The following is a 26,760-nucleotide window of genomic DNA, read 5'->3' on the forward strand; positions in this document are numbered from 1 at the left end:
CGATGCGTGCCTTCGCCACCCTGATATGGAGCCTCGGTATTTCCGGCTGGCTGCCCGGCTGCGGCGGCGACGGCAACGAGCCCGTCGTGCCGGGCGGGCTGCCGTCCGCGCCGCCCGAGATGCTGCGCGCCGCGTGGCAGGACGGCGCGTTCGTGCCGCAGACACACGGTATCTGGGCGCTTGCCGGCACCGGCGCGATCGCCGAGATCGGGCCGCACGGCGCGGTCATCTACAACACGACGCGCACCGGCAACCTGTGCTGGCGCGATCCCGCGTACAACGCGAGCACGGCGGCCGTCGCCGGCCTGATCGGGATGTATGCACGCTGGCGCGGCGGCATGGTCTTCACCGACTCGCCGGACGGCATGCAGCTGCATGCGCGCCCGCTGGCTGCGCTGCCCGACGCGTGTCGCATGACGGGCAACGGCGCGCCGTCGCCGCTCGCGACGTATGACGCGGTCGCCGCCCTGCTGCTCGACTTCCATTCGTTCGCGGCCGACTACGGCATCGACTGGGCGGCGCGTATCGCGCGACTGCGCCCGCGGGCCGCCGCCGCCGGCAGCGACGCGGCGCTCGGGCCCGTGCTCGATGCGCTGCTCGGCGCACCGGTCGATGCGCATACCAGCATCAGCGACGAAAACGATTCGTTCACGCTCGGCTGGCGCGACGAAAACGCACCGCAGCAGACCTTCCGCCGGTTGCGGCATGCGTGGATGCAAGAGGCGCCCGCTACGTCGTTTCCGGCCTGGCTCGGCGTGTGGCACGCGCGGCAAACGCAGGCGCGGCTCGGCCTCCTGCGCGCCGATGCGCGCGGCATCGAATTCGACGGCAGCCTGGTCTGGGGCGTGCTCGACGGCAATATTGGCTATCTCGCGATCGACCGGATGGGCGGCTTTGCGGGCGGCCCGATCGCCGACATCGAGCAGGACCGGGCCCGGCTCGCCGCCACGCTCGATGTCGTGCTCCAGCGGCTCGGGCAGACGCATGCGCTCGTGCTCGACCTCGCGTTCAACCAGGGCGGCGCGGCGCAGATCGCGCACGACATCGCCGCGCGCTTCGCCGACCGCAAGCGGCTCGTCTATACGCGTGCGCTCCCGCAGGCGGCCGGCATCGCGCCGCAGCGATTCCATGTCGAACCGGGCGGCGCCGTGCGCTATGCGAAGCCCGTCGTCGTGCTGACGAGCGACGTGACCGTCAGCGCCGGCGAATACCTGACGCTGATGATGCGCACGCTGCCGCACGCGATCCAGGCCGGCCAGACCACGCAGGGTGCGCTGTCCGGCGGCTTCGGCAAAGGGTTGCCGAACGGCTGGATGATGGGCATCGCGAATCATGTGACGCGCGATGCAGCCGGCGTGTCATACGAAGCACGCGGAATCCGGCCCGACGCGGAATTCGACGTGATTCCGGACGATGCGTCGGACTCGGGTTACGGCCGCGCCGTGTTGCGCGCCGCGGCGCTTGCCGGCGAAGCCGCGCTGTCGCACCGGACCCGGCGCACCATGCGCGACCGACCCAACCACCGCGCGCGAGGGCGGCCCGAAGCGCGACGCATCACGGCGCGGGCCTTCAACGGCCCGACGCGGCTTCCCTGAAGAAATCGAGCAACTGGCGTGTCAGGAAGGCCGGATTCTCGTCCGGCAGCCAATGGCCCGTATTCGGCGCAACGGCTCCGCGAACGTCCAGCGCCAGCTCCCTCGCCATGTCGAGTTCCTTGGCGCCGTCGCTCTTGTCGCCCGCGAGCGCCAGCACCGGCATCGGGAGCTTGTGCTTCATGAACGCCTTGAACCGCGTCTCGTCCTGCGGAAACGCGCGATAGAGTTCGAACCCGGCGCGTAGCGCGCCCGGCGCCGCGTAAGCGTCGGCGTAGACGGCGATATCGTCGTTCGACAGCGCGACGTGGGTTCGCTTCTTGTAGAAATCGAGGATGTACGCGCGCTCCTTGCCCGCAATCAGCATTTCCGCGATATCGCGCTGCTGATGCAGTCCGAAATGCCAGATCTGCGGATCGGCGCTGGCCTTCGCCTCGTCCCAGATACGCGTGCCCGGCACCGGTACGTCGAGCATCGCAAGTTTCACGATCTCGGTCGGCCATTGCGCGGCGTACGCATAGGCCACCATCACGCCGATGTCGCGGCCGACGAGGTGGATGCGCGTCGCGCCGAGCTGGTGAACGAGGGCGCGGATGTCACCCGCCATCGACGCCTTGTCGTAGCCGCCGAGCGGCTTGTCGGATTCGCCCGCGCCGCGGTAATCGACCGCGACGACCCGATACCCATCTTCGGCGAGTGCCGGCATCACGTGACGCCACGTGTACCAGGTTTGCGGCCAGCCGTGCAGCAGGACCACCATCTCGCCGTCGTCCGGGCCGCCGGTCACGTAATGGAGTCGGACGTCGTCGAGCTGCGCGTAGCGTCGGCTGAAGCGCCGCTCGAAACCGGCCGGCAGGCCCGGCGCCGGCATCCCTGGCATCGATTGTTCGGATCGTTCGTTCTGCATGGGTCGTCATCCGTTGCTGTGTCGGTCGCCCAGCCTGTCGACCTGCTTCACGCCCCGGAGCAGCCATGGCCGAAGTTGCCTCGTGAGGAGCGGCATGATGATCCAGGTCAGCGATGCGGTCAGCAGCGCGGAGCTGAGCGCGAGTTGGACAGGACGCTCCGACGCTGGCAGGAGCGCGTTCAGTAGGTACGTGATCGACAGCAGGGCCGGATAAACGGCCAGCCACGTCACGAGAAACGTTTTCCACTTCGGTGTAGCGGGCTTGCCGGCGATCGCGAACCACGCATCCATGCCGACCGCGGCATCGCGATGCTCGTCCGATATCGTGTCGCCCTTCGCCACCAGCTTTCGTCGCTCCGCGGAGGCCTCCCACGCATGCAGGTGCGCCGGCGAGTCGAACCGATAAATCAGGTAGTTGATGCCGCTGGAATCGCTCAGGCGAACGTTTCCGAGGTGCCCCGGGTAACGCCGCGCCGCCGCGTCGATCTCGCGCGCCCAGCGATCGAATTGCCTTTCCCGTCCTGGATGAACGACGCGACCGACGACGATCGTGCTGGACTCACGCATCGTGTCGGGTGGGTGAAGGTGCTGGCTGTCGTGCATTGAGGCGCTCACGGGAGTGGGCGGTGAATTTCGTCGCCCGGCAGCTGCCGGTGGCGGCCGGGAAAACCTCGGATACGCGGTCCGGGCGAACCTGCCGGGCTGTCGCGAAAGCAAACCGCGATCCTGCTCGCAAGCCGGCCGCGTCGCTCATCGCGCTTCGGCGCTCCATCGGGCGGCCTGCGGCGACGGCGCGGCAGCGTCATCCGATGCCAGCGAATCCGCTACCAAATGAACGTGCGCTGTAATTTTTTCAGCGCGATCGAAAGCGGTGAGCGCGACGGGTGACCGGTCAGCGGATCGCCATGCGCCGAATCCTCGCGCCGCGCCTTCGTTTCGTCTGTCATTCGCGTGCCACCGTAGGCCGGTAACGTTCGAAGCCGTCCCCGATTCCGACAAGCGATCCGCCATGCAGCGCCCGTCGCGCGCCACGTCTACGCAGCCACGTCCCGCGCACTCGTCGTCAGCCTCGCGATCAACCTGCTGCTGCTCGCCGCCGAGACGGCGGCGGCATGGTCCGCGCATTCGTCGGGGCTGCTCGCGGACGTCGCGCATGCGGCGATCGACCTTGCGGCCGATGCGCTGATCCTCGTCGCCTGCCGGCTCGACGCGCGCCTGCCGCCGCAGCGTCGCCCGACCTACGAGCCGCTCGCGCTCGCGGGCCTCGGCGCGTTGCTGGCCATCACCGGCGCGCAAATGATCTGGCATGCGCTGACCCGGTTCGATACGCCGCCGGTCGTGCAGCCGGGCGCGACCGCGCTCGCGCTGGTTGCGGTCACGCTCGCGGGCAAGGCCGTGCTGTCCTGCTGGATGCTGCGCAAGGCGCGCGAGACCGCTTCCGCGCTGCTCGAGGCGAGCGGCTGGCACGTGCGGACCGATGCGCTGTCGTCGTTGCTCGCGGCGCTCGCGATGAGTGCGGCGCTGATTGGCTTCGGGCGCCTGGACGACCTGGCCGCGCTCGCGATCGGCGCGCTCGTGATCCGCACCGGCGTCGCCTTCATCCGGCGCGGCTGCGCGCAGTGGCCGGCATGGGCCGATTGGGCGAATCGCTCGACGCGCGGGTCGTGAACTCGGGTAGCCGCACGACCCGTCGCCCAATCGATACGCATGAGCGACGGCACGGGATGAAAAAGCGGCTCGCGCGGTGCGAGCCTCTTTTGCGTCAAGTCGCCATCGTCGCGACGCCGGTGACGTATCGATCGATGTCGATGTATTGCCGGGCGAACGCATCCGTTGCCGCTCGGTCGGCATCGACTACACCATTCACCCGAGCGGCACGACACTCCCGAGCAGAATCCGCACCAGCGTCGCCTGACGCGTGACGCCCGTCTTCGAGAAAATCGCGCGCAGGTGCGTACGCGCGGTGTTCTTGCTGATTCCCGATTCGTCCGCGGCTTCCTCGAGCGTCAGCCCGTTGGTGAGCAGCAGCGCGAGCGATGTCTCGGCCGGCGTCAGGTCGAACAGCTTGCGGATGATTTCCTGCGCGCCCTGCGGCTTGCGATCGGGATCGCGCAGGAACAGCGTGACGGCCGGCCGTCGCCGGTTGTCCTCCGACCAGTCGGACAGCAGCACCGTGCGCACCAGCAGCCCGAGGCGCGGCTTGTCGAAGCTGCGCGTGATCGGCATCGCCTCGACGGTTGCCGCGGCTGTGCCGTGATGCCCCATCACCGCGTGGCGGATCAGCCGCTTCAGCGTGCGGTTCTCCTGCGCGTCGGTCGCCTCGATCGTGCCGCGCGCGATCGTCAGCCCGTTGTTCTGCTTGAGGATCTCGTCGGCGACGCTGTTCATGTCGATGATCGTGCCGTTCTCGTCGAGCGCGATCGTGCCGACCTGCATGCGGTCGATCGCGTTCGCGTAGATCGAGCGCTCGACCTCCGCCGAATCGAGCCGCGAATGCAGTTCCACCGCGCGCTTCAGGTGCGGCAGCAGCAGCGCGCAGACCGCCTTGTCGCGCGCGGAGAACTGCTTCGACGCATGGTTGCGGCACACGCGGAACCGGCACTCGACGCCCGACGGCGTGCGCAGGTCCGCGCCGAGGATATAGCGCACGTCCTGCGGCTTCAGGAACTGCTTGTACAGCTCGCTCGACAGCCAGCCCGTGTCGCCGAACACGTCGTCGACCGTGACGACGCGATCGGCCGGCAGGCCGACGAACGGGTCGAGCGAATAGTAGTAGTTGTTGTACGACGCCTCGCCGTCGCCCGGAACGACCGGGCCGAATTCCGACGCGTGCACGGACAGCGGCGCGCGGCGATCGCTCGCGGCCGCGCGCAGGATCAGCGTCACGTAGTTCGCGTGCAGCCAGCGACGGACGAGCTCGAGCGCGCCGGCCCACGGCGGCGTCTCCAGCGGACCCTGGTAGATGCGCGCCATCAGCTCGCTGAAATCCGCGACGCCGATGTCGGCCTCGTCACTGGTTGCCTGGCTCTCTTGCGGAGCCCATCTCGTCTCCATCAGCACGCTCCATCCTCCATACGACATGTTTGCGGTGCGACCGAGCCGCGCCGCCATGATTTAAGACGCGTCTAAATTCCGGCGTCATCGGGAGATTCACTGAATGGCGAGAATTGGCCATCCGGGCGGGCAAACCATCGTCCGATCGGATGATGTGGCGCCCTGCCCGCTGCGCTGGAATGCCCGTCAGGCCGTGCCGGCAAGCGTCCGGCGCGGACTCAGGGAAAACCGGGACACGGGTTTACCTGATTCAGACCGCATCCGATTCAGACAGGAGTTCCCATGCCGCTCGACCCCCAGGCGCAGGCGCTGCTCGCCGCATTCGCCCAGGCCCCCGCGATCGATTTCGCGCAGCTCACCGTTCCCGCGTACCGCGCGAGCCTCGCCGCCGGCGGCGCGTTCGCGCCCGGCGATGCCGTCGCCGCCGAAGCGGACTGGCAGATCCCGGCAGCGGGCCGTCGATTGCCGGCGCGGCTGTATCGGCCCACCGTCGACGGGCCGTTGCCGCTGACCGTGTTTTTCCACGGCGGCGGCTTCGTGTCGTGCGGCATCGACTCGCACGCGAACCTGTGCCGCAGCCTCGCGCATCGGGCGCGCACGCTCGTGCTGTCGGTCGACTACCGGCTCGCGCCCGAGGCGCGCTTCCCGGCCGCCGCGCACGATGCGTGCGACGCCGTGCGCTGGGCGGCGGCCAGTGCACGCGATCTCGGCGCCCGCGCCGGCGCGGTGGCGGTCGCCGGCGACAGCGCGGGCGGCAATCTCGCGGCGGTCGCCGCGCTGCAGTTGCGCGGCTCGGGCATCGCCATCGCGCACCAGTTGCTGCTGTATCCGGTCGTCGATTGCGCGACCGAGCATCCGTCGTACGAATCGCTCGGCAGCGGCTATTTCCTGACGGCCGACATGATGCGCTGGTTCAAGGGCCACTACTTCGACGACGGCGCCGATCGCGCGTCGCCGCTCGCGAGCCCGCTCGCTGCGCCGGATGTCGCGGGCGTCGCGCCGGCGACGATCGTCAGCGCCGAATTCGATCCGCTGCGCGACGAGGCCGAAGCGTATGCGCTGCGTCTCGCGCGGGCCGGCACGCCGGTGACGCTCGTGCGCTGGCCGGGCCAGTTGCACGGTTTCGCGAGCATGCTCGGCGCGGTCGACGCGGCCGAGCGCGTGCTGACGTTCGGCGCCGACGCGCTGCGCCGCGCCTTCGACGCGACGGAGGCGTCATGACGCTCGCCGGCACGCTGGAGATCGTCGACGAGTTGCGCGCGGGCCGCATGGTCCTGCTCGTCGATGAAGAGGATCGCGAGAACGAAGGTGACCTGATGATCGCCGCCGATCACGTGACACCCGACGCGATCAATTTCATGGCGCGCTTCGGGCGCGGGCTGATCTGCCTGACGCTGACCGCCGAACGCTGCGCGCAACTGCGGTTGCCGCCGATGGCCGACCACAACGGCACGCCGTTCGGCACCGCGTTCACCGTCAGCATCGAGGCGGCCGAAGGCGTGACGACCGGCATTTCGGCCGCCGATCGCGCGCATACGATCCGCGTGGCCGTGCGTTCGGGCGCACGCCCCGACGATCTCGTGCAGCCCGGCCATGTGTTTCCGATCGCCGCGCGGCCGGGCGGCGTGCTCGTGCGCGCCGGGCACACCGAGGCCGGTTGCGATCTCGCGGCGCTGGCCGGGCTCACGCCCGCGTCGGTGATCTGCGAGGTGATGAACGACGACGGCACGATGGCGCGGCTGCCGGAGCTGAAGGCGTTCGCCGCGCATCACGGGCTGAAGATCGGCACGATCGCCGACCTGATCCATTACCGCCGCGAGCACGAGTCGCTCGTCGAACGCGTCGGCGAGCGACCGCTGCATACGCCGTGGGGACGGTTCCGTGCGATCGAGTATCGCGACGCCGTGCACGGCGCACCGCATCTGGCGCTCGTGCGGGGCGAACCCGATCCGGCGACGCCCGTGCTGGCGCGCGTGCACGAATGCCATTCGCTGCTCGACCTGCTCGACGCGGAGCCCTCCGCGCATTCGTGGCCGCTGCACGCCGCGCTGCAGCGCATCGATGCGGCCGGCTGCGGCGTGGCGGTGCTGCTCGATTGCGACCTGCGTGGCGACGCGCCGCGGATGCCGGCCGGTACGGCGCGCCGCGACGGACGCGTGACGGGGATCGGGTCGCAGATCCTGCGCGACGTCGGCGTGCGGCGGCTGAACGTGCTGTCGAGCCCGTTCCGGCTGCCGGCGTTGTCGGGGCACGACCTGGAGATCATGGCGTTCATTCCGCTCGGCGACGACGATCCGGAAGGCGCGCGGGCGATGCCGGCGAATTCATTGCGGGCGGCGTGAGGGTCGGCGCGGGTAGCCGGGGCGCGGCACGCTGCCGTTCGGTGCCGTGGAGGGGTGTTTCGTCGATGCCTGCCAGCCACCGTGCGTGCTCGACGGGATCGCGGCGGGCCGCCGCGCGGCACCGCGGCTCATCCACCCGGACGATGCGCGCCCGTCCCGCCGCCGCACAATGGTCGCCGTGCCCATCCTTTCGTCCGCCCCATGGAATCAGCTGACCTCACCACCGCGTTCAGCCCGCTGCAGATCGGCCCGTTGACGCTGCGCAACCGCCTGATCAAGTCCGCCACCAACGAAGGGATGACGCCGAACGGCGTGCCGTCGCGAGCGCTCGTCCGCTTTCACGAGCGCATCGCCGAGGGCGGCGCCGCGTTGACGACCGTCGCATACTGCGCGATCAGCGCCGACGGTCGCACGTTCGTCGATCAGGCCCGGCTCGACGCACCGACGGTCCGGCAATTCCGCGTGCTGACCGATGCCGTCCACCGTCACGGCGCGGCGGCCTCCGCGCAGATCACGCACGGCGGCTGCTTCACGTTCCTGCCGTCGCTGTCGACGAAACGGCCATTGAGCGCGTCGGGCGGCTTCAACAAGGTCGGCGTGATGAGCGGCCGCTTCCTGAAGCAGGCGATGACGCGCGAGCAGATGTCGGCGATCGCCGACGAGTTCGCGCAGGCGGCGCGGCATGCGCGCGACGCCGGCTTCGATGCGGTCGAGATTCACATGGGGCACGGCTATCTGCTGAGCCAGTTCCTGTCGCCGCTGTACAACCGCCGCCGCGACGCGTATGGCGGCGACGCCGCGCGTCGGGCGGCCTTTCCGGTCGACGTGCTGCGCCGCGTGCTCGACGCGGTGGGCCGCGATCTCGCCGTGGTCTGCAAGATCGGCGTGACGGAAGGCGTGCGTGGCGGCGGCACGGCCGACGACGCGTGCGAGATCGCGCGGCGGCTCGAAGCCGAAGGCGCGCACCTGCTCGTGCTGAGCGGCGGGATGAACGTCGAATCGGTATGGCAGTTGTTCGGCAGCCCGCTGCCGGGCGATGCGCGCGCGAATGCCGACAATGCGATCGTGCGGGCCGCGATGGCGCTGCAGACGCTCACCGAGCCGAAGATGGGCGCGTTCCGGGAGATGTATTTCCTGGAGCATTCGAAGCAGGTGCGCGCGGCCGTCCGGATGCCGCTTGCCTACCTCGGCGGCGTGCGCTCGCGCGACAACGTCGCGCGGGCGATGCGCGAAGGGTTCGACGCGGTCGCGCTGGCACGGGCGCTCGTGTTCGAGCCGGGTTTCGTAAACGGGCTGCGCGACGGCCGGCTCGCGCAGTCGGGCTGTACGTCGTGCAACCGCTGTGTGGTGTCGATGTACACGCCCGGTGGCACCGCATGCGTGCTGCGCGAGCCGAACGACCCCGCGCCGAACCGCGTGCCGGCCGCCGGCGCCTGATCGTTCAGCCGGCGTCGCGCGCGCGGGCAAGCGCCGCGAGGTTGCCCTCGCCGAACCCGTGGTGCCCCTTGCGCTGCACGATCTCGAAGAAGATCTCGCCGGGGCGGCGCTTGACGAAGGTCTGGAAGAACAGCCTCGGCACACCGTCGCTGCCGATCTCGCCATCGACCAGCACCGCGCGGCGGCGCAGCGCATCGAGGTCGACGCCATGCGCCGGCAGCCGCGCGTCGACGTCGTCGTAATAGCGTGCGGGCGGCTCGATGAACTCGACGCCGTTCGCACGCAGCGCATCGACGCACGACAGGATGTCGTCGGTGGCCAGCGCGACGTGCTGCACGCCCTCGCCCGGATGATCGGGCAGGTACGCATGCATCAGCTCGGTGCGGCGCGTGCCTTCCTCGTAGACCGGAATCCGCACCGCGCCGCACGGCGACACCATCACGCGCGATTCCTCCGACACATGCCAGTGCGCGTCGATCTGATGGATCTCGCGAAAGTGCAGCAGGTCGTGGTAGAAATCCAGCCACTCCTGCATGCGGCCCGCGCCGACGGTTTGCGTGAAGTGATCGACCTGCTGCAGGCCGACGCCCGCGCAATCGAGATCGGTATGCGCGGTCGCGATGTCGATCGGCCGGAAATCGATGTCGAAGATCGAGATGTCGCCGACGCCGCCGCGCTGGCCGTCCCGCCCGCGCCAGCGGTCGACGAAATACAGGTGCGAATCGCCGATCCCCTGGATCGCCGGGATCTTCAGCTCGCCGACCCCGACCTTTTCGCCTTCGAACGCCCATGCGCCGAGCTGGATCGCGCGTTCGAACGCACGCCGGGCGTTCGCCACGCGCAACCCGATCGCGCAGACGCCCATTCCGTACTCCTCCGCATAGCGCGCGGCGAACGAATCGGGCTCGGCATTGATCAGGAAATGCATCTGCCCTTGCCGGTACAGCGTGACGTTCTTGCTGACGTGCCGCGCGATCGCCTTGAACCCGAATTGCTCGAAGCGTTGCGCGAGCGCTTCCGGCACGGGCGCCGCGAATTCGACGAATTCGAGGCCGGCCATCCCGAGCGGATTGGCGGCCGGATCGGCGACGGGCGGCGTATCGCTGGACAATGGGTGGGAAGTGCCGGGCATTCCAGTCTCCGGGGGCATGCGGTCGATGGGGATTCGTGCCTGTCGCGTGCGGCATGCGCGGCCCAGGTGACGGCGGCGCATCCGCCCCGAACGGGCGAGTTGTCGATGCTGCAGATTTTAACCAGATCGTTCACGGCGGCACACCCCGGCCGAACGGGATATCGTCGCGCCGCCTAGTGCAAACCCGGAAAGCGTTCGATAATCGCACGGACTTGAACGATAATCGCGCACATTGCCCGTTTGGCCAATTGCCGCCGTGTGGCGCGCGCCCTATTCTCCGTTCACCCTTCGACTTCAATGCAGCATCGGACGCGGCGCCGCCACGATTCCACGATGCGCCGTGCCAGGAGACATTGCCATGACCCCCACCTTCGACACCCTCGACGCCGCGGCCGGCGCCCGTGCGCGCAGCCAGGCCCGCAAGGCCGCGATCGGCAGCTTCGTCGGCGCCGTCGTCGACTGGTACGACTTCCTGCTGTACGGGATCGTCGCCGCGCTGGTGTTCAATTCGGAGTTCTTCCCGAAAGTCAGTCCGACGATGGGCACGCTCGCGGCGTTCGCCACCTTCGGCGTCGGCTTCCTGTTCCGGCCGCTCGGCGGCATCGTGTTCGGCCACTACGGCGACCGGCTCGGCCGCAAGCGGATGCTCGTGCTGACCGTGATGCTGATGGGGCTGTCGACGGTCGCGATCGGCCTGCTGCCGGCGTTCTCGACGATCGGCTGGTGGGCGCCCGTGCTGCTGGTGCTGATGCGCGCGATCCAGGGGTTCGCCGTCGGTGGCGAATGGGGCGGCGCGGCGCTGATGGCCGTCGAGAGCGCGCCGAAGCAAAAGAAGGCGTTCTACAGCAGCGGCGTGCAGGTCGGCTACGGCGTCGGGCTCGTGCTGGCCACCGGCATCGTCTCGATCCTGAGCCATACGCTCGGCGAGGCCGCGTTCAAGTCGTGGGGCTGGCGCCTGCCGTTCGTGTTCAGCATCGTGCTGGTGCTGATCGGGCTGTGGGTGCGCAAGAACATGGACGAATCGCAGGAGTTCGTCGAGAAGGTCGAGCATGGCAACCGCAAGCTGCGCCTGCCGGTGCTGGAAGCGCTGACGCGCCACCCGAAGGCGTTCCTGCTGATCGTCGCGCTGCGGCTCGCCGAACTGTTCACGATGTATATCGTCACCGCGTTCGCGCTCAGCTATTCGACGACGAACCTCGGCATGTCGCGCGACCTGTTCCTGAACATCGGCCTGCTGGTCGGCGCGGTGAGCTGCGTGACGATCCCGTGCTTCGCGTGGCTCGCCGACCGCTACGGCCTGCGCCGCATCTACCTGATCGGCGCGCTGATCGGTCTCGCGTCGGCGGTACCGTTCTTCGTCGCACTGGAAGCGCGGTCGATCGCATGGATCGTGATCTTCTCGATCCTGCTGGCGAACGCGGCGCACGACATGGTCGTGAGCGTCCAGCAGCCGCTGTTTACCGAGCTGTTCGGCGCCGAATACCGCTACAGCGGCGCGGGCGTCGGCTACCAGTTCGCGAGCGTCGTCGGCGGCGGGTTCACGCCGTTCATCGCGGTCGGCCTCGTCAGCGTGGCCGGCGGTTCGTGGCACCTCGTCGCCGGCTATCTCGCGGTCGGCTGCCTGATCTCGCTGGTGGTCGCGGCGCGGATGCGGGCGGCGCAATGACGGTGTGAGCGGATGGCCGGCCCGACGTGCGGCCGGCCATTGCGTCGGGCCGGACGGCATTCGGCCTGCCGTATCTCTGGCGCGACGTCAAACACTGTCAGTTAAGCGCGCCGATTCCCCCTTTTCCCCTCTGAACATTCCACGCCGCGTGCCGACCAATGGCATCATATGGGCCTACGTCAGTCACCGATACGCCCCCATATCATGTCGAATCTCATCGTCCACGGCGGCACTCCGCTGCGCGGGGACATCAAGCCGTCCGCGAACAAGAACGCCGTCCTGCCGATTCTGTGCGCCACCCTGTTGACCGATCAGCCGCTGCGTCTCGTCGGCGTGCCGGACATCACCGACGTGCGCAAGATCCTCGACATCTTCCGCACGCTCGGCAGCGACGTGTCGGTCGATTTCACGACGGGTCTGCTCGAACTCCACCATCGCGACACGAAGTTCGATCCGGCGGTCCACCGGCTGCCCGAGGCGATGCGTTCGTCGATCATGCTGATTCCGCCGCTGCTCGCGCGCTTCGGCGTCGCGCGGCTCGAAAACGACGTGAAGGGCTGCACGCTCGGCGTGCGCGAGATCGATCCGCACGTCGAGGTGTTCGAGCGATTCGGCGCGCACATCGAGCGCACGCCCGATTCGCTGATCGTCCGTACCGACGGCCCGCTGACGGCCAACGATCACTGGCTCGACTACGCATCGGTGACGACCACCGAGAACTTCGCGCTGTGCGCGACGGCCGCCAGCGGCACGTCGACGCTGATGAACGCGGCGTCCGAACCGCACGTGCAGGAGTTCTGCCAGTTCCTCGCGATGATCGGCGTCGCGATCGAAGGCATCGGCACGTCGCGGCTGTGCGTGACGGGCGGCGGCAAGCTCGGCGGCGGCGAGTTCCGCTTCGCCGAGGATTTCCATGAGATCGCGACGTTCCTCGCGCTCGGCGCGATCACGGGCGGCGACATCACGGTGCGCAACTCGTCGCCCGAGCATTTCCCGCTGATCGACCGCACGTTCGCGAAGTTCGGCGTCACCGTCACGCACCGCGACGGCTGGTCGCGCGCGGAACGCGACGGCCCACTGCGCGTGCGCCGGCCGTTCACGCAGAACATCCTGACCAAGGTCGAAGCCGCGCCGTGGCCGTACCTGCCGGTCGACCTGCTGCCGATCTTCATCGCGCTCGGCGTGCGCGCGGAAGGCAGTGCGATGTTCTGGAACAAGGTCTACGACGGCGCGCTCGGCTGGTCCGGCGAACTGTCGAAGTTCGGCGCGCACGTGCTGTTGTCCGATCCGCACCGGCTGATCACGTTCGGCGGGCTGCAACTGACGCCGGCCCGTGTCGAGAGCCCGTACATCATTCGCGTCGCGATCGCGCTGCTGATGGTGGCCGCGAGCATCGAAGGCCGCTCGGAAATCATGAATGCGCTGCCGATCCGCCGCGCGCATCCGCATTTCGTCGAGAACCTGCGTTCGGTGGGCGCGAACGTCGAGTGGACGAGCAGCGAGTAAGGGCATGACGGATGCGGCGCGCGGAATAGTCGCGTCGCATCCGGTTCCTCGGCTTTTCATGCCGTATCGGCCGCTTCCATGCGCGGCCGCGCAGCGTTCTGCCATCGGTTGCCATCTGTTTACGGCAGCACACTGCGTGCTGCTTCACGCCTCTTTCCCGCAGTCAGCGCCAGCCCGACAATGCGTCATCGGGGCGTCTACTCCCGCGCCCTGCCGGCATTTTCCCGCTCACGGCACAACCAGATTCAGACCTGTCCAATTGCCCAAAACCCGCATACGACCTCCTTGAATAGATGTCGTCGACTCTATATCTGCCGCTATCCAGCGGACAAGGATGGCGGATCGACCGATTTCCCGTTACCCGACCACTCGCGCGATAATCGCCCACTCCTGCGCGAACACCGCGCATCTACCCGCGCGCCGCCCATGACGAAAAAGCCCGACCTCGACCGACGCGACTGGATTGCCGGCCTCGAAAAAGGCCTGATGATCCTGGAGGCCTTCGACAGCCAGCACGCGCGCATGACGCCCACGCAGGCCGCCGCCCGCACCGGCCTCACGCGCACGGCCGCGCGGCGCTACCTGCTGACGCTCGAATCGCTCGGCTACGTGTACACCGACGGCAAGCTGTACGGCCTCACGCCGCGCGTGCTTCGGGTCGGCTGGTCGTACTTCGATTCGGCGCGGCTGCCGCGCACGGTCCAGCCTTATCTGCAGCAACTGAGCGCGTCGCTGAACGAATCGGCGTACGTCAGCGTGCTGGACGGCTGGGAACTCGTGTTCATCGCCCGCAACGGCGTGTCGCGCGTGATGACGACCGGCTTCGTGCTCGGCGCGCGCGTGCCGGCGCCGTTGACGTCGCCCGGTGTCGTGCTGCTCGCCCATCATCCCGATCGCGAAGCCGTGCGCGCGTGGCTCGACGAGACCGAGCTGCCGCCGTTCACGCCGCACACGATCACCAACAAGGCGCGGTTGCTCGAACAGGTCGACCAGGCGCGCGACGCCGGCTACGCGGCGATCGAGCAGCAATTGCAGGTCGGCGTGCGCGGCATCGCGGTGCCGCTGAAGAACCGTCACGGCGAAGTCGTCGCCGCGCTCAGCACGAACATGCCGATCGGCGCGGAAACGACCGATGCGGCCGTGCGGCGCGTGCTGCCGCATCTGCAGGAAGCCGCGCTCGCGATGCTCAACGTGCTGTAGCGACGACCGGCAACGCCGTCACCCGATCCGCCACCACCGCGGCAGCAGATTGCGCACTTCGCGTCGCCGGTAACGGTCGTCGATCAGATGCACGACGCCCTCGTCGTGCTCGGTGCGGATCACGCGCCCGGCCGCCTGCACGACCTTCTGCAGCCCCGGATACAGGTACATGTAGTCGTAGCCGTTGCCGAAGCGCGCGTCCATCGCGCGCCGCATCTGCTCGTTGACGTCGTTGACCTGCGGCAGCCCGAGCGTCGCGATGAACGCGCCGATCAGCCGCTCGCCGACCAGGTCGACGCCTTCCGAGAACGCCCCGCCCAGCACCGCAAAACCGACGCCGCGTCCGCCCGCGTCGAAGCGCGCGAGAAACGCATCGCGCTCGCTTTCGGCCATGCCGGGCGCCTGCGCCCACACGGGGACGTCCGGATGGCGCGTCTGCATCAGCGCGACCACGCGCCCGAGATAGTCGAAGCTGCTCAGGAAGCCGAGATAGTTGCCGGGGCGCGTCGCATATTGCGCGGCGATCAGGTCGGCGATCGGTTCGAGCGAGCGATCGCGGTCGCGCCAGCGGGTCGACACGTGGCTCGCCACGCGCACCGTCAGTTGCTCCGCGCGGAACGGCCCGTCGACGTCGAGCCAGCCCGTATCGCCGGGCAGCCCCAGCGTGTCGCGGTAGAAATGGAACGGGCTCAGCGTACCGGAGAACAGCACGGTCGCGCGCGCGGCGGCGTAGCGCGGCGCCAGGAAACCGGCCGGGATCACGTTGCGCACGCACAGCGTCGACTGGACGCGGCGCCGGCGGCCGGCCGCCGCGACGCCGTCGAGCACGGGCTGGCGCGGCATCGGTTCGCCGTGCAGCGTCGCGTCGAAGATCGACGCGCTGTCGAACGCTTCGGCCAGCACGCCGAACTGGATTGCTTCGAAGTGAAAGCGCAGCAGCGCGTCGCCGTTCGCGCGCGGCGCGTCGGTCAGGTGTTCGCCGATCGCCGCGACGAGGTTCTGCACGGCCGACACGATCGGGCCCGGCACGTCGGGATAGGCCGCATAGCGTTCGGCCTGCGCACGATTGAGCGTGCCCCACGCGCGGGCGAGCCGGTCGAACGCCTTGCGCAACGCGGCGGGCGCGGCTTCCCGCGCGGCCGCGAACGCGAACGGATCGAGCGACGCGCTGTACATCTTGCGGGCGCGATCGAGCAGGTTGTGCGCTTCGTCGACGAGCACGCCGACGCGCCACTGGTTCTGCTGCGCGAGCGTGTGCAGCATCGCGCTGCCGTCGTAGTAGTAGTTGTAGTCGCCGATCACCATGTCCGACCAGCGCGCGAGTTCCTGTGCCAGGTAGTACGGACAGACGTCGTGCGCGAGCGCCGCGGTGCGCACCGTATCGCGATCGAGCAGTCCGGCCTCGATCGCCGCATCGCGCGCGGCCGGCAGCCGGTCGTAGAAGCCTTTCGCGAGCGGGCACGATTCGCCGTGACACGCGTTGTCCGGATGCTCGCACGCCTTGTCGCGCGCGACGAGTTCCAGCACGCGCAGCGGCAGCGCGGACGTGCCGGCGCCGAGCGTCGTCGCCGCTTCGAGCGCGAGCGCGCGGCCGGGCGTTTTCGCGGTCAGGAAAAACACGTGGTCGAGCTCGCCCTCGCCGCATGCCTTCAGCAGCGGGAACACGGTGCCGAGCGTCTTGCCGATGCCGGTCGGCGCTTGCGCCATCAGGCACTGCTCGTCGCGTGCCGCGCGATAGACGGCCACCGCCAGTTCGCGCTGGCCGCTGCGGAACTGTCCGTGCGGAAACGCGAGCGCACGCAGCGCCGCGTCGCGCGCGGCGCGATGGGCCGTCTCGCGTTCGGCCCAGCCGACGAAGCACGCGCACTGCTCGGCGAAGAACGTCGCGAGCGTGCCGGCGTCCAGCGTCTCCGTCAGCACGGTCTCGCGCTCGGACACGATGTCGAAATACACGAGCGCGACGTCGATTTCCGCGAGATCGCGCGCGGCGCACATCAGGTGCGCATAGACCTTCGCCTGCGCCCAGTGCAGCGCGCGATGGTTGGCCGGCATCGCGTCGAGGCTGCCGCGATAGGTCTTGATTTCCTCGAGCCGGTTCGCCACCGGATCGTAGCCGTCCGCGCGGCCGCGCACGGTGAGCGTGCCCCACGTGCCGGTCAGCGCGATTTCGGTTTCGTAGCGCGCGCCGCGCTTCGACGTGACCGCGCCGTGCCCGGCAATGCCTTCGAGCGCGGTCGGCGCGGGCGTGAAGCGCAGGTCGAGATCGCCGCGCCGCGCGGTGAACTCGCACATCGCCCGCACCGCGACGACGTAGCTCATGCGGACAACCCCGCCGCCTCGGCGTGCGCAACGCCCTCGCCGGCCCACTCGACGTCGACGACGCGCACCGGCATGCGGTGGGCGATGCAGTACGCGAGCCAGCGCGTCTGGTTGTCCTGCAGCCGGTCGCCCGGGCCCTTCACCTCGATCAGCTCGTAGCGGCGTTCGGCGGGCCAGAAGCGGACGAGATCGGGCAAGCCGGACCGGTTGCTGCGGATATCCGCGAGCAGGCGCGTGAACCACAGCCGCAGGTGTTCGGGCGGCAGGCAGGCGAGCGCTTCGTCGAGCAGCGCGTCCGTCAGCACGCCCCAGAACACGAACGGCGATTGCAGCCCGGCCTTCGTCGCGAAATGCCGGCGGATCGTGTCGCGGTACGCGCCCGAATCGAGCTGCGCGAAGCAGGCATCGAAGGCCGCCGCGCGGCGCACGGCGAAATCGGGCGCGTGCAGGTCGGCCGGGCCGCGCTGGAACGGGTGAAAGAACGCGCCGGGCACGGCCGCGAACACGGGCTCCCAGCACAGCAGCCCGAACAGCGAATTGATCAGCGTGTTTTCGACGTAGTGGACCGGCGACGCCGGCTGCGCGAGGTGGTCGCGCACCGCGAACTCGACGCTGACGAACGCGTCGGGACGCGCGAGCACGAGCGTTTCGCGCGGCACGTCGGCCGCAGCGGCCGCGCGTTCGACGCGCTGGCCGGCGCGACGCTGCAGGCGCGGCAGCATGCGCTCGACGCGCTGCCGCTCCTCGTCACTCTCGAAGCCGCCGCGCGCGTCGAGCGCCAGCGCGAGCGCGTCGTCGTCGCGCCCGCAGCGTTCGAGCACGCGGATGCGCCGGTGCCGGCTGCCGGGCCACGCGCTGCGCGTGTACGCGTCGAGCGCGGCGTCCCAGTCGGCACGGCGTTCGCACGCCTGGCCGAGCGCGAACAGCAGCTTCGCGCGGCGCGTCGCGAGCCACGGTTGCGCGCAGTCGATTGCGTCCAGCGCGCGGATCAGGTCGTCGAACGGCAGATCGTCGGGCCACGCGTCGAGCGCGTCGCGGCACATCTGCAGCGCGAGATACGCGTCGACGTCGCCGCGCTGCTGGAACGCGCGCGACGACGGCGCGATCGGCACGCTTTCGTACTGGAACACGCCGAGATCGGCGAGCACGAATTCACTCCAGTCCTGATGCAGATTGCCGAAGAACATCAGCCGCAGCCGGTCGCACAGCGCGCCGACCGTCACACGCAGCACGCGGTCGTCGCACTGCGCGCACCACGCGTCGAGCGGTTGCGCGACGTCGTGCGAGGGCCGCAGCCGGTCGAGCCAGTCGGACTTGCGCTCGCCCGCATGCGCGGCGAGCGACGGAAAGATGCGCAGCAGATCGGCCTTGGTCGACAGCGCGAACAGTTCGTCGAGCGTGAGCGCCGGCGCCGGATCGACCCAGCCGAGCGCGACGAGCGGCGCGGCGGCGTCGAGCGGGCAGCCGATCTCGTCGTACACGAGCTTGCTCGCACGGAAATCGGACCCGTTGCGCATCAGCATCCGCACGAGCAGCGCACGCGACGCCTGCGGCAGCGTCGCGAACTGCCGGACGAACGCGTGCTCGTGCGCATCGAACAGGTCGTCGTAACGCTCGCCGAGCCAGGTCAGCGCGCGTTCGAAATTGGTCAGGTAGTAAAACGCCGGGGGCGTGGGCGAGGCAGGCGTCACGGGGATCGATCACTGTACATTTGTACAGGTCGCAATCATATCAAATGTGACGGACGATGCCGCATGCGGCATCGCCCTTTCGCTGCCCGCCCCGGTCAGAACTGGTAATTCACCGACATGTCGAACACGCCGTTGGTCGACTGCTGCGTGATCGGGCTGCGCGCCGCGCGGCCGACGAGCTGCTCGATCGCGCCGTCCATCGTCACGAACCAGTGCTTGTTCACGAACCACACCATCGTCACGCCGAGGCCGGCCGACTTGATCCCCGCCCCCGACGAATAGGTCGGCAACCCCGAGCGAGCGGCCGCGCCCGGGTTCACGCCGAACCAGCTGTTCATGTAGCGGGAATCGGCGAACGTCACGGTCGGCCCCGCGAACCAGAAGAAGTGTTCGTTGCTGCCCGGCATCGGCATGTACGCGGAGAAATCGCCGGTCCAGCCGTTCGACCCGCCGATGCTGCGCCGGACGTCCGCGCGCAGCACGAGCGGGAAATCCTTCGACACCACGTAGTCGGCCGCGAGCTTCATCACGGGCGCCGCGTTGATGTTGTCGAGACCGTTCAGGTGGCCGAGATCGTCGGCCGAACGGCGTCCGAGGTCATAGCCGACCGACAGGCTCACGCGCCAGTTCGGCCCGCGCAACACGTTCGCGCCGAGCCCCTCGCCGGTCGACAGGAAGAACAGGTCGCGATAGCGGATGTCGAAGTTCGGGCCGCCCATCACGCGATAGCGGTCGGAGCCCGCATAGCGCGGCTGCAGCGTCATCGCGGCGCCGACGCTCACTTGCCAGGCGGGGATATTCGGATCGAAGAGTTTCTGGAGCGGTACGCCCGCCGTGTATTGCCATTCGCCGAGCGGCGAAGGCGTCTGGGCCGACGCGTCGCGGGCGCCGGCGGCGGCGAGCGCGGCGAAGGCCGACAGGCCGGATACGAACCGGCGTGCGCCGGGGGACAGCAACAGGCGAGCAACAGGGGTCAAGGCGGTCTCCGTCGGTTGCGCGAAACGAACCTGAAGGAAAGCGCGTCGCGCTTCATCGGCCGCAACAGCCGGCGGCCTGCTGCGCGAACGTAGCGTGCGCTGAATTAACGGACATCCTACGCGACACGCGCGCAGACGCAAAGCGCCCGTTGTACACGGGCACTTTGCCGAAATCCGGCATGAGCCGGCGAATGATTGCGGAATCAGAAACGCTCGACGTGATAGTCGCCGGCGAGCGCGGCCGGACTGCGCGTCGACATCATCCGCGAGAAGCCGTCGGCGAGCCGGCCGAGCGCGAGCTGCTTCTGGCTCGCGTCCCAGTGCGTGTAGGTGTCGTACGCGGCATCGTCGAACGAAACGGTGACGGCGACCGGGCGGCCGCTGGCGCGAAAGCCGATCTGCAGCACGCCGCCCGGCAGTTCCTCGATGTGATAGTGCAGCGAGCGCGATTCGAAATAGCGGCCCAGTACCTGAGCGATCGCGCGCTTGTCTGGCGATTGCACGTGAATGTCCATGTCGGTCCTCCTTTTCAAGGTTCGCGCGGCCGCTCGCGGCGCATGGCCTCCGCCCGGCATCCGCATCGGCGGCGGGTTCGACGGCGGATCGCCCTGCGGCAGCCCGTCGGGCACGGGCGGATCGACCGGGTCGTCGTGTCCGGGCGGTGGCGGATCCGGATCGACGTCGGGTGTCGTCGGTTCGGGGCGATGCAGCATGGATGGCGTGTTCATGTCACTCCCGCGCGACGGCGCGCGCATCTCGATGGCGAGGCGAGCGCCCGCAAGCACCGTGCCTGCTCTCGCGCCGCGGCCATCGGGCGTTTGGTTCATCGGTCATTCGTCGTAAGCCGCCATGACGAGCCACATCGTGCGCCCCTCGGCGCTCAGTTGCACGGCGAGCGCGAACGGATCGGACGGCTCGCATCGCGCGATGAGCGCCTGCTGCGCGCGCTCCGGGCCGTCGTAGACGGTGTCGTTCAGTGCGCGTACCTCGTCCTTGCCGTCGAACATGCGGCGCTCCGGCCGATAGACCAGCGATTCGCGTTTCCACGTCGCGAAGCGTTCGCGCACGTGGCCGAAGTCGCCGCCGCAGACGTTCGCGTCGTAACGTATCCTTTCCCTGGCTGCATTCATCACGATGTCCTCTCGTCCATACCGGACGCGTGCGCGTCGTATCCGCATGCCCGGCCCTCGCCGGCTTGCAAGCGCCGTGCCGCGGACACCGCGGGTACGGCGCTTGCGCCTTCTCATCGACAAGGAGGTTGACCATGACCGTTCACGCCCCCGGCCGCCGCGACGCCGTGTCACCGGCTGCCGGACTGCTCCGGCTCGCCACGTCGCGCCCGCCGTCCGAAGACAAGACGGAGGAGCGCATCGACGAAGGGCTCGAGGAGACGTTCCCGGCCAGCGATCCGCCCGCCGTCGGCGGTGCGACGCGTATCGACCCCGCCAAGCCGTCCGGCGAGCACGAACGTCGCGCGCCGCACGTCCCTTCCCCGCCCCGCGATCACGGCTGACGGCGGCACCCGGCGCGCGGTGCATGGCAGCAGCGGCGCGCCGGCGAAATCAGGAGCGATCCGATGAAAGTCCTTGAACGCAGATGGCATGAAATCAGCGGCGCGGCCGGCGTCGCGGCGCTCGCCGCGATCGAAAGCGCGGTGGTGCTGGCAATCGTCACGGTGACGGGTATCGGTCACTGACGTCCCGCACCGACCGGCCGCGGCGCCGCCGTGGAAGATGTACAAGCGCGGTGGCAAATTTCTCCGTCGCCCGGCCGCCCAGGCCCGGCGTGCGCGCCGCGCGCGCGGCACGCGGCCTGCTCCCGTATCGTTCCGATCACGAAGGAGGCGTTCATGTATCGCGTCAACGAGATCATGTCGCGCGACGTAGTGTGCGTCGCGCCGACCGACACGATCCGCCATGCGGCCGAATTGATGCAGCGCTTCGATATCGGCGTGCTGCCCGTGTGCGACGGCACCGAACTCGTCGCGATCGTGACCGACCGCGACCTCGCGGTGCGGGCGCTGTCGCACGGTCATTCGCCCGATACGCCGGTTCAGGCGGTCGCGTCCCGGCCGGTGCAGTGGTGCGTCGAGGACGATGGCGTCGGCGACGTCCAGCAGCGGATGGCCGACGTGCAGTTGCACCGGTTGCCGGTGCTCGACCGCAGCCTGAAGCTGGTCGGCATGGTGTCGCTCGGCGACATCGCGACGCGCGCCGGCGGTCCGGCGCGCGACGAGCTGGCCAATACGCTCGAGGACGTATCGCTGCCGCGCCGCCGTTGATCGGCGTCCCTCATCACCTCGCGGCCCGTTCTCCCGGCGCATTGCCCGCGCGGCGAATTCGCATGCGCACCGGGTTGCCGCTACGACCAGGAGGTTTTCGATGACAACGGACAAACCGTCGCGCGATCCCGCGCGCATCGTCGGCACCCGTCCGCGCACGGCCGCCGGCGGGCCGGGGCCCGACGTGATGGCCGCCCGCACGTTCGAAGGCGATCGCGTGCTGACGATGGACGGCGACGACGTCGGCAAGCTCACCCACATCATGCTCGACGTGCGCGCCGGGCGGGTCGCGTATGCGGTCGTGTCGTCGGGCGGCCTGCTCGGGTTCGGCGACAAGCTGCTCGCGGTGCCGTGGAACGCGCTCGTCCTCGATGCCGAGCGCGAGTGTTTCGTGCTGCCGGTCAACACCGAACGTGTGCGCGAGGCGCCCGGTTTCGACAAGAGCCGGTGGCCCGCGATGGCGGACCCCGAATGGGCCGAAGCACTGCATGCGTACTACGGCCGCTCGCCGTACTGGCTGATCGAGGAAGGCGAAACGGCGCTCGATTCGCCGCCGTACGAGGCGTCGCCAGGCGGCCCCGAGGACGGCACGCGGCAGCACTGACACCTGCCCGCCGGAAAGCCGATCACTGCGCGGCGGCCACCGTCTTCGCGAGTTGCCGCGCGGCACTCAGGTGCGCGTTCAGCGTCGGCAGCGTGCGGGCCGCGAATGCGCGAAGCTGCGGGTCGCGGCCTTCTTTCGCCTCGGTTTCGTAAAGCCGGACCGCCGCTTCGTGCGCGCGGGGCCCGGCCAGCGCCACGTACGCGGCATCGAACGCGCGCCCGTCCTTCGCCCGCAATGCCGTTACCTCTGGATCGACGAGCATGCGCGTCTGCACCGGCACGCCCTTTTGCGCACCGATATGCCGCAATTCGTCCGCGATACGCGCGTGATCGTCGACCATCCTGCGGGCGAACGCCTTCACGTCCGCGTTCGACGAGCGGTCGAGCGCGAGCTGGCCGGCCTGCCGTTCCACCTTGCCGATCATGCCCGCCTTGTCGACGAATTCGGCATCGATACCGATCGGTCGTTGGGTCAGGCCAGGCTCGTCGGCGGTCGGGCCGGGGCGGATGACGCCGGGCGCGACCTGCGCGGATGACGCGGGCGGCGCCTGCGCGTGCGACAGCGCGGACGTCAGGATACTGGCGGCGGCCGCCAGCACGATGGCCATCGGCCGCCGCGTGCCGGGTTTCATTCGGTGGATTGTCGTCATCCGGGCCTCCGTGTCGGGCGACGGAGCGGGCCGGCCGCCCGGCTTGCCGTCACGCGGGACGATGGGCCGACGTGAAGAAATCGGTCCACGCGCCGTTGTGCCACGCGCCCTCGGTACGCTCGACCGACAGCGCGCCGGCCGCGAGCATCGTGCGCTCGGCGAACGTGATCGTGCGCCGCGTCACGTGCGCGGCCAGCACGACGCCGTTCTCGCATTGCTTGAGCGCGCCATGCCCCTCCGGCGCATCGCCGCGCATCCGGCCGAGCGCGCCGCACAACGCGCCGACATAGCCGCCGACGAGCGGCACGCCGATCCACGCGAGCGGCGAATGAAGCCCGACCAGATAGAGCAGCGCGGCCCCGGCGAGCCCGACGACCGCACCGATGGCCACGCCTTCCAGCGCGCCGAGGCCGCCCGGCCGCGCTGCGGAGTCCGCATAGACGTCGCCGCCGAGCCAGAACAGCGCGTGCTGTCCGGGCGGATTGAGAAAGAAGACCTTCACGTCGTCCCGATGCATGGCGTGGCCGCGCAACTGTTCCGCGCAGCGTTCCGCCTGTTCGAGCCGCGAGAAACGGCCCGCGATGATGGTGTCCATGTCGAACCTCCTGCCCGGTGACGCGCAGGGCCGCGGACGTACGACGCCCGGTCGGCCCGGCGCTGGCCCGCGCATCACGTTACTTCCGGCGGATCTGCAGCTTGTCGCGCACGCCGCTCACGCCGTCGACGTCGTGCGCGACGCGGATCGCGGTCGCGCGTTGCCGCTCGTCGGGCACGTTGCCCGTCAGTTCGACCACGCGATCGTGAACCTGCACGTCGATGTCCGCGGAAGCCAGCCCGCGTTCGGCGACGAGCGCGGCCCGGACGCGGGACGCGAGCGTCGCATCGCGGATCTGGCCCCCGACGGCCGACGCCTGGCTCGCGAGCTTCGCACGCGTGCCCTCCTCGGCGGCTGCGTGGCGGGGTGTCGCGATCCATGCACACGACAGCATCAGTATGCTCGCGATCGGCACGACCGGCGTCCTGCGTCGGGTGCGTGCAGGCCGGCGGCAGCCGCCGTCGCGCCGCATGCTTTCCGTTGCGTCCATCGCGTCTCCTTTTCGTATGCGGCCGAGTGGCCAGGGGGCCGGCCCGCCGGGCCGCGTGCGTGCCGCTATCGGTCGCGCGGCTTCCCGTCGCCGGCGTCGTCCGGTACGACGTCGACGATCACGCTCGCGAGCGTCGGCATGTCGACCGGCTTGCACAGATACGCATCGAACCCGGCGGCCATCACGCGACGCCGGTCGGCCGTGCCGGCGTGCGCGGTCACCGCCACGACCGGCAGATGCCCGCCGCCGTTCGGCAAATGCCGGATCTGGTCGAGCAGCCAGTAGCCGTCGCCGTCCGGCATCGCGAGATCCGACAGCACGACGCTCGGCTGCTGCCGCTCCACCGCCGCGAGCGCATCGTGCCCCGAACGCGCGGTCGATACCTGTGCGCCCATCGTCTTGAGCGCCGCCGCGAGGCTGGTCCGCGACGTTGCGTCGTCGTCGACCACCAGCACGCGCTGGCCGTCGAGCGCGACCGTATCGGGAGCGCCTCGCGCGCGCGACGTCTGCCCCACCGGATCGTCGGCGTCCCAGCCGGCCGGCAGCGTCACCGTGACGGTCGTTCCGCGCCCGGCGCCCGCGCTCGTCGCGACGACCTCGCCGCCGTGCAGCTGCGCGATATTGCGCACGATCGACAGGCCGAGCCCGAGGCCGCGCTTGGGCGACGTGAACGCGCCTTCCGGCCGGCTGAACGTCTCGAACAGATGCGGCAGGCGTTCCGGTGCAATGCCTTGTCCGGTGTCGGAGACCGACAGCCGCACGCGTTCGCCCGCGCGCGTCAGCGAAACGTTGATGCGGCCGCCCGGCGGCGTGAACTTGATCGCATTCGACAGCAGGTTGGACAGGACCTGACGCAGGCGTTCGCCGTCCGCCGGAATCACGCAGGCGGGCATCGCGTATTCCGTCGACAGCACGAGCCCGTTCGCCTGCGCGGTCGCGTCGAGTTCACGCGCCGCGTCGCGCACGATCCGCACGAGATCGACCGGCACGCGCTCGAGGCGCAGCCGGCCGGTCGCGAGCGACGATGCGTCGAGCAGGTCGGCGACCATGTGCGACAACGACCGTGCGCTGCGATCGATCGCGGCGACCGCCTGCTGCACGAAACCCGGCCCGTCGGCATTGCGCAGTACCTCGACCCAGCCGTAGATCACGTTCAGCGGCGTGCGCAGTTCGTGCGACACCGTCGCCAGCAGCTCGTCCTTCAGCCGGTTCGACGCGTCGGCCTGTACGCGCGCGTCGCGGGCGCCGCGCAGCGAACGGAGGTGGTGGCGTTCGTCGCGGCGGCGTTCGCCCGCTTCGCGCAGCGTCAATGACAGGCCCGTGCAGTTGCCCTGCGCGTCGACGATCGGCGACGCGGCGAACGTAGCGCGAAAACGGCCGCCGTCAGGGCGCACGCACAGTACGTCGAGCGGCCCGACCGGCGCGCGCAGGTCCGCGAACGATGCGGGCACCGGATGCCGGCGCAACCAGCGTGGCGCGATCATCGTGACGATGTCCCGTCCGTTCGCCTGGGCCGTATCGATGCCGAAGATGCTTGCCGCGGCCGGATTCCAGCTGGTGATCCGGCGCGCGGCATCGGTCCCGACGATCGCATCGGGCGACGCGTCGACCACGCGGCGCAGCAGCCCGTCGTCGGGCGCAGCCGCGACGGACGACGGCTCGAGGTGCGGCGGGTACGAGCCGCCGTCGTCGTCATCGATCTCGCGCAGACGATCGTTCGCGAGCAGCGGCTTCACGGCCGTCACCAGCACGCATTCGACGAAACTGATCGCGACGAACGCGCCGGCTTGCGCCAGCAGCGTCGCCAGCGGCGCGTCGCGCCACCACAATGCGCCGATCACGCCGACGCTCGCGGCGGTCGCGACGAGTCCGCCGGCGAACGACGTCAGCCATGCGGCAGCCGCCACGCCTGCGTAGAAAGGCAGCGGCGCAAAGGGCGCGTGCTGGCCGACAGCCCGAATCGCCCACGCCTGCAGCGCGGACGCCAGCCCGACGGCCAGCACGACCCATGCACCCTGCCGCAACACCTCACGGGTCAGAGTCCTCATTGCATCCTTGCATCGCACCGGCTGCCGTCGTGCGGGGCATGCCGCCAGTCGGCCATCCGGCATGCCGTCGAACGCGCCGGGCGAGCGTGAACGCGTCAGCAAACGGCGTGCCTGGCCGGGGCAGGCAGTCGGGTTCGCGGCAACGGCAGGCGGGACCGTGCGCCCGCACGGGGCCGTGGCCGATCAGGTCGTCGCCGATCTCACGGCGCGCGCGGGCGCACCGTGCGGCCGGCCACTTTTTTCATCGACTTCCTGTAAAAAAGCGCCGGT

Annotated in this window: 24 protein-coding genes; 11 read left to right on the top strand and 13 right to left on the bottom strand. The window is 69.6% G+C overall.

Annotated elements, in window-relative coordinates; translation table 11 throughout:
- Nucleotides 1-2: 2 nt before the first annotated feature.
- Entirely contained in the window at nucleotides 3-1,595 is a 1,593-nt protein-coding gene (locus tag H0X95_RS23975; RefSeq protein ID WP_230878280.1) for a S41 family peptidase, read from the top strand.
- Here the strand turns inward: H0X95_RS23975 and H0X95_RS23980 are convergent.
- Nucleotides 1,570-2,499 carry an alpha/beta fold hydrolase gene (locus H0X95_RS23980; RefSeq protein ID WP_196446233.1) on the bottom strand — a complete coding sequence of 310 codons (930 nt, stop codon included), beginning with the start codon at nucleotides 2,497-2,499 and terminating at the stop codon, nucleotides 1,570-1,572. The genes H0X95_RS23975 and H0X95_RS23980 overlap by 26 nt on opposite strands.
- A 6-nt stretch (nucleotides 2,500-2,505) precedes the next feature.
- A complete protein-coding gene (locus tag H0X95_RS23985) occupies nucleotides 2,506-3,102 on the bottom strand; it encodes a hypothetical protein (protein ID WP_006490642.1) in 597 nt (198 codons plus the stop codon).
- Nucleotides 3,103-3,501: 399 nt separating this feature from the next.
- Between H0X95_RS23985 and H0X95_RS23990 the strand changes: the two genes are divergently transcribed.
- Complete coding sequence (locus tag H0X95_RS23990; RefSeq protein ID WP_196446246.1) at nucleotides 3,502-4,167, top strand: cation diffusion facilitator family transporter; 666 nt, start codon at nucleotides 3,502-3,504, stop codon at nucleotides 4,165-4,167.
- A gap of 195 nt (nucleotides 4,168-4,362) precedes the next feature.
- On the opposite strand, the gene H0X95_RS23995 is transcribed toward H0X95_RS23990, so the two are convergent.
- Nucleotides 4,363-5,553, bottom strand: a complete 1,191-nt coding sequence (locus H0X95_RS23995; RefSeq protein ID WP_012493335.1) for a helix-turn-helix transcriptional regulator — start codon at nucleotides 5,551-5,553, stop codon at nucleotides 4,363-4,365.
- Between the two features lie 282 nt (nucleotides 5,554-5,835).
- Between H0X95_RS23995 and H0X95_RS24000 the strand changes: the two genes are divergently transcribed.
- The 3 genes from H0X95_RS24000 (at nucleotide 5,836) to H0X95_RS24010 (ending at nucleotide 9,332) form a co-directional block, all read left to right on the top strand.
- A complete protein-coding gene (locus H0X95_RS24000; RefSeq protein WP_196446234.1) occupies nucleotides 5,836-6,774 on the top strand; it encodes an alpha/beta hydrolase in 939 nt (312 codons plus the stop codon).
- Nucleotides 6,771-7,895, top strand: a complete 1,125-nt coding sequence (gene ribBA / locus H0X95_RS24005; RefSeq protein WP_060266082.1) for a bifunctional 3,4-dihydroxy-2-butanone-4-phosphate synthase/GTP cyclohydrolase II — start codon at nucleotides 6,771-6,773, stop codon at nucleotides 7,893-7,895. Before H0X95_RS24000 ends, ribBA begins: the two co-directional genes overlap by 4 nt.
- Before the next feature lie 201 nt (nucleotides 7,896-8,096).
- Nucleotides 8,097-9,332, top strand: a complete 1,236-nt coding sequence (locus H0X95_RS24010; RefSeq protein WP_060212418.1) for an NADH:flavin oxidoreductase — start codon at nucleotides 8,097-8,099, stop codon at nucleotides 9,330-9,332.
- Nucleotides 9,333-9,336: 4 nt separating this feature from the next.
- Here the strand turns inward: H0X95_RS24010 and H0X95_RS24015 are convergent, their stop codons facing one another.
- The gene (locus tag H0X95_RS24015; protein WP_006485220.1) at nucleotides 9,337-10,464 is read right to left on the bottom strand and encodes a 4-hydroxyphenylpyruvate dioxygenase family protein; all 1,128 of its coding nucleotides are present in this window, start codon (nucleotides 10,462-10,464) and stop codon (nucleotides 9,337-9,339) included.
- A gap of 358 nt (nucleotides 10,465-10,822) precedes the next feature.
- Between H0X95_RS24015 and shiA the strand changes: the two genes are divergently transcribed.
- The 3 genes from shiA (at nucleotide 10,823) to H0X95_RS24030 (ending at nucleotide 14,836) form a co-directional block, all read left to right on the top strand.
- The gene (shiA, locus tag H0X95_RS24020) at nucleotides 10,823-12,130 is read left to right on the top strand and encodes a shikimate transporter (RefSeq protein ID WP_058903117.1); all 1,308 of its coding nucleotides are present in this window, start codon (nucleotides 10,823-10,825) and stop codon (nucleotides 12,128-12,130) included.
- Between the two features lie 204 nt (nucleotides 12,131-12,334).
- Nucleotides 12,335-13,636, top strand: coding sequence for a UDP-N-acetylglucosamine 1-carboxyvinyltransferase (locus tag H0X95_RS24025; RefSeq protein ID WP_006485223.1), 1,302 nt, complete (start codon nucleotides 12,335-12,337; stop codon nucleotides 13,634-13,636).
- A 426-nt stretch (nucleotides 13,637-14,062) separates the two neighbouring features.
- Complete coding sequence (locus H0X95_RS24030) at nucleotides 14,063-14,836, top strand: IclR family transcriptional regulator domain-containing protein (protein WP_006485222.1); 774 nt, start codon at nucleotides 14,063-14,065, stop codon at nucleotides 14,834-14,836.
- Between the two features lie 18 nt (nucleotides 14,837-14,854).
- Here H0X95_RS24030 and H0X95_RS24035 read toward each other — a convergent pair whose 3' ends face one another.
- The 5 genes from H0X95_RS24035 to H0X95_RS24055 form a co-directional block, all read right to left on the bottom strand.
- Nucleotides 14,855-17,155: an ATP-dependent DNA helicase gene (locus tag H0X95_RS24035; protein WP_059723457.1), complete on the bottom strand. Its 2,301-nt coding sequence runs from the start codon at nucleotides 17,153-17,155 to the stop codon at nucleotides 14,855-14,857.
- On the bottom strand, nucleotides 17,152-18,846 hold the full coding sequence (locus H0X95_RS24040) for a VRR-NUC domain-containing protein (protein ID WP_196446235.1): 1,695 nt from the start codon (nucleotides 18,844-18,846) through the stop codon (nucleotides 17,152-17,154). Before H0X95_RS24040 ends, H0X95_RS24035 begins: the two co-directional genes overlap by 4 nt.
- Before the next feature lie 95 nt (nucleotides 18,847-18,941).
- The gene (locus H0X95_RS24045; RefSeq protein WP_080322749.1) at nucleotides 18,942-19,823 is read right to left on the bottom strand and encodes a MipA/OmpV family protein; all 882 of its coding nucleotides are present in this window, start codon (nucleotides 19,821-19,823) and stop codon (nucleotides 18,942-18,944) included.
- 203 nt (nucleotides 19,824-20,026) lie between these two features.
- The gene (locus H0X95_RS24050; protein WP_006479035.1) at nucleotides 20,027-20,338 is read right to left on the bottom strand and encodes a hypothetical protein; all 312 of its coding nucleotides are present in this window, start codon (nucleotides 20,336-20,338) and stop codon (nucleotides 20,027-20,029) included.
- A 315-nt stretch (nucleotides 20,339-20,653) separates the two neighbouring features.
- Nucleotides 20,654-20,953 carry a hypothetical protein gene (locus tag H0X95_RS24055; protein ID WP_012493330.1) on the bottom strand — a complete coding sequence of 100 codons (300 nt, stop codon included), beginning with the start codon at nucleotides 20,951-20,953 and terminating at the stop codon, nucleotides 20,654-20,656.
- 134 nt (nucleotides 20,954-21,087) lie between these two features.
- Between H0X95_RS24055 and H0X95_RS24060 the strand changes: the two genes are divergently transcribed.
- From H0X95_RS24060 to H0X95_RS24070, 3 genes are all read left to right on the top strand, one after another.
- Nucleotides 21,088-21,336: a hypothetical protein gene (locus H0X95_RS24060; protein WP_006491222.1), complete on the top strand. Its 249-nt coding sequence runs from the start codon at nucleotides 21,088-21,090 to the stop codon at nucleotides 21,334-21,336.
- Between the two features lie 336 nt (nucleotides 21,337-21,672).
- Nucleotides 21,673-22,104, top strand: a complete 432-nt coding sequence (locus H0X95_RS24065) for a CBS domain-containing protein (protein ID WP_006491217.1) — start codon at nucleotides 21,673-21,675, stop codon at nucleotides 22,102-22,104.
- 100 nt (nucleotides 22,105-22,204) lie between these two features.
- Nucleotides 22,205-22,708, top strand: coding sequence for a PRC-barrel domain-containing protein (locus H0X95_RS24070; RefSeq protein ID WP_058903113.1), 504 nt, complete (start codon nucleotides 22,205-22,207; stop codon nucleotides 22,706-22,708).
- A gap of 22 nt (nucleotides 22,709-22,730) precedes the next feature.
- Here the strand turns inward: H0X95_RS24070 and H0X95_RS24075 are convergent, their stop codons facing one another.
- The 4 genes from H0X95_RS24075 to H0X95_RS24090 all read right to left on the bottom strand — a co-directional run bounded on the left by H0X95_RS24075 (nucleotide 22,731) and on the right by H0X95_RS24090 (nucleotide 26,490).
- Nucleotides 22,731-23,357: a DUF4142 domain-containing protein gene (locus tag H0X95_RS24075; protein WP_080322748.1), complete on the bottom strand. Its 627-nt coding sequence runs from the start codon at nucleotides 23,355-23,357 to the stop codon at nucleotides 22,731-22,733.
- 49 nt (nucleotides 23,358-23,406) lie between these two features.
- Nucleotides 23,407-23,952, bottom strand: coding sequence for a hypothetical protein (locus H0X95_RS24080; protein WP_006491228.1), 546 nt, complete (start codon nucleotides 23,950-23,952; stop codon nucleotides 23,407-23,409).
- Between the two features lie 79 nt (nucleotides 23,953-24,031).
- Complete coding sequence (locus H0X95_RS24085; RefSeq protein WP_080322747.1) at nucleotides 24,032-24,442, bottom strand: BON domain-containing protein; 411 nt, start codon at nucleotides 24,440-24,442, stop codon at nucleotides 24,032-24,034.
- Nucleotides 24,443-24,507: 65 nt separating this feature from the next.
- On the bottom strand, nucleotides 24,508-26,490 hold the full coding sequence (locus H0X95_RS24090) for a hybrid sensor histidine kinase/response regulator (protein ID WP_062885512.1): 1,983 nt from the start codon (nucleotides 26,488-26,490) through the stop codon (nucleotides 24,508-24,510).
- Nucleotides 26,491-26,760 lie beyond the last annotated feature (270 nt).

Source organism: Burkholderia sp. 9779_493 (assembly GCF_015712215.1).
GTDB classification, from domain to species: domain Bacteria; phylum Pseudomonadota; class Gammaproteobacteria; order Burkholderiales; family Burkholderiaceae; genus Burkholderia; species Burkholderia cenocepacia.